Raw genomic sequence first — 3181 nt, 5'->3', positions numbered from 1 at the left:
GGCTCCAAAGGTTATAAAGTTGAATACAAATCTAGTATTGGAAAAAGAATACAAGGTAGTATATCTGCAAAAGGAATTATTTTTGCTGGTGGCGTTATGGGGACAATACCATTATTATTAAAATTAAAGCAACAATCTCTACCAAACTTATCCGATCAAGTTGGTTGTAATATTAGAACAAATAACGAATCGTTATTATTAGTTACTTCAACAGCCAAAAAACACAAAGATTACTCTAAAGGAATTGCAATTGGTTCTATTTTACATACCGATAAAAACAGCCATTTAGAGCCCGTTCGTTATGGAGAAGGTTCTGGCTTTTTTAGAATGTTAACCGTTCCAATGGTGTATAGCAAAAGTTTACTAATCCGGTTTTTTGGTATTTTTAGTGTATTTTTAAAGCAGCCATTAAAGATGTTTAAAACAATTTTTACTAAAAATTATGCAAAAAGAACTACAGTATTATTATTTATGCAAACCCTGGACAGTACGCTTCAACTTAAATTAGGAAAAATTACGAAGATGAAATCTGAAACTGAAGATGGTAAAAAACCTTCAGCTTTTATTTCTGAAGCATTAAAATTAGGAAAGCAATTTGGAAAACAAGTAAACGGAATTCCGTATGCTAATTTTACAGATGTTTTGTTAGGTTCACCAACCACTGCACATATTTTAGGAGGTTCAGTTATGGCGGAAAGTATAGAGAAAGGAGTTATCGATAAAAATAACAATGTCTTTGGGTATAAAAACATGTTGGTTTGCGATGGATCTGTAATTTCAGCAAATCCAGGTGTAAATCCATCATTAACAATTACCGCAATTACGGAACACGCAATGAGTAAAATTGCTAGGAAATAGAATTTTAAATGAAAAAAAGTAGGTTTTTAACCTAAAAATAATAAATATGGACGATTACATTTTAATTGAAGGTTATAAACACATTAGATACAAACAAGAAATTTTTTCTGAAAGTGAAACCCTAAGAAAATCTAAAGATTATTTTGAATGGGCAGATAAAAGAAGATCTGTACGTCATTTTTCTAATAAAGAAATCCCAATTGAAGTAATTGAAAATATTATAAAAACGGCTTCAACTGCACCTTCTGGAGCAAATAAGCAACCTTGGACTTTTTGTGTTGTGAAAAGTGCAGAAATTAAAAAAGAAATTAGACTGGCAGCCGAAGCAGAAGAACGTAAAAGTTATAATGAACGAATGAGTGATGTTTGGTTGGAAGATTTAAAACATTTAGGAACGGATGCGAATAAACCTTTTTTAGAAACTGCACCTTATTTAATAATTGCATTTAAACGTATTTTTGAATATGATACAGCAGGAAAAAAACATCAGAATTATTATGTAAACGAGTCGGTAGGTTTGTCTTGTGGATTTTTAATTTCAGCAATACATAATGCTGGTTTGGTTACGTTAACCCATACGCCAAGTCCAATGCGTTTTTTAGAAAAAATATTGAAACGTCCAGATAACGAACGTGCTTTTTTGTTATTGCCAGTAGGTTACCAAGCCGAAAAAGCCTACGTGCCAAATATTAAAAGAAAACCTCTAGAAGATATCATGAAATTGTATTAAAAAAGGCAGCTTTTAGCTGCCTTTTTTAATAAATAATTGTTTTTTAACTGAATAGTCGTTTATGGAATATTATTCTTCAATAATTCTATTTTTTACATGTTCTTCTAGCCATTGATCTTGTTCCCAAAGCATATGTAACACAGATTCTTTAGCACTGTAACCGTGACTTTCTTTTGGAAGCATTACCAAACGAACTGGAGCACCAAGACCTTTTAAAGCATTAAAATAACGTTCACTTTGCAAAGGATAGGTTCCCGAATTATTATCTGCTTGTCCGTGAATTAATAACAAAGGTGTTTTCATAGTATCTGCATGCATAAAAGGAGACATTTGGTAATAAATTTCTGGAGCTTCCCAGTAACTACGCTCTTCACTTTGGAAACCAAAAGGCGTTAAAGTTCTATTGTACGCACCACTTCTGGCAATTCCAGCAGCAAATAAGTTAGAGTGTGCTAATAAATTGGCAGTCATAAACGCTCCATAAGAGTGTCCTCCAACAGCAACTTTATTTCTATCAATATAACCTAAATTATCAACAGCATCAATTGCAGCTTTTCCATTGGCCACTAATTGTTTTATAAAAGTATCATTAGGTTCTTCATCACCTTCACCAACAATTGGAAAAGAAGCGTCGTCTAGTACTACATAACCTCTGGTTACCCAATAAACCATAGAACCATAATAAGGGTATGTAAATTCATTTGAGTTTTTAGTGCTTTGTCCGGCACTACTTTTATCTTTAAATTCTTCAGGATAAGCCCACATTACCATTGGGTATTTTTTTCCTTTTTCAAAATTTGATGGTAAGTATAAAGTACCAGAAAGCTCTAATCCATCTTCACGCTGGTATTTAATTACTTCTTTATAAACATTTTGAATACTTTTAAAAGGATTTTCAAAAGTTGTTAAAGCAACAGGATTTGAACTTCTTTTAATATTTCTAATATAATAATTAGGGTATTCGTTTTTAGATTCTATACGAACAATTATTTCACCCTTTTTTATATCTAAAGCATTTATAATTCCTTCAACTTTATCAGTTAATTTAGATTGGTACAATCTTTTAGTCTTTAAATTTTTTAAACTAAATTCATCTACAAACGGAAATTTACCAGCTTCGCTAAATCCATCTCCAATTAAATAGGCTTTATCTTTATTTATGGAAAGTGTATATCTTCCAAATTCATTTCTTTTTGTTATAAAATTTCCTGGATCGCTATAGGTGTCTTGGTAATTTCTATCTGAAATGATTTTAGGTTTCACACTATTATTTGAAGGATTAAAAATATAGGTTTTTGTATTTCTTGTATTCCACCAATAATCGTATGCTATTGCAGTAGAACTGTTACCCCATTGAATACCCGAAAATCTTCCAATTGTTTTAAGTATTGAAGCTGCTTTTCCGTTAAAAGGTGCGTTTAATTGAAAGACTTCATCTTTAAAATCAACTTCTTTGGCAGGGTCACCTTCATCTAACGCCTCACACCAAAAAAGTGTTGCAGGTTTATCGGCTCTCCAGGAGAGGTTTCTTATACCTGTTCTAACTGCCATAAACCCTTTAGGTAAATCTTCAATTAAAGGAATTTCTAACAT

At 31.8% G+C, this 3181-nt stretch carries 3 protein-coding genes; 2 read left to right on the top strand and 1 reads right to left on the bottom strand.

The features are described from left to right. Positions 1 to 858, top strand: an 858-nt coding sequence (locus AB1Z17_RS06030) for a GMC oxidoreductase (RefSeq protein WP_368050893.1), incomplete at its 5' end; no start/stop codon positions are given. A gap of 46 nt (positions 859 to 904) precedes the next feature. Beyond that, positions 905 to 1588, top strand: a complete 684-nt coding sequence (locus tag AB1Z17_RS06025) for a nitroreductase family protein (protein WP_368050892.1) — start codon at positions 905 to 907, stop codon at positions 1586 to 1588. A 69-nt stretch (positions 1589 to 1657) separates the two neighbouring features. Here AB1Z17_RS06025 and AB1Z17_RS06020 read toward each other — a convergent pair. Continuing rightward, on the bottom strand, positions 1658 to 3181 hold a 1524-nt coding region (locus tag AB1Z17_RS06020; protein WP_368050891.1), incomplete at its 5' end, for an alpha/beta hydrolase family protein.

Origin of the sequence: Lutibacter sp. (assembly GCF_040883305.1) — a bacterium.
Taxonomy (GTDB): domain Bacteria; phylum Bacteroidota; class Bacteroidia; order Flavobacteriales; family Flavobacteriaceae; genus Lutibacter.
Note: the sequence above shows the minus strand (reverse complement) of the source record. Positions and strands in the feature narration are given on the sequence as shown.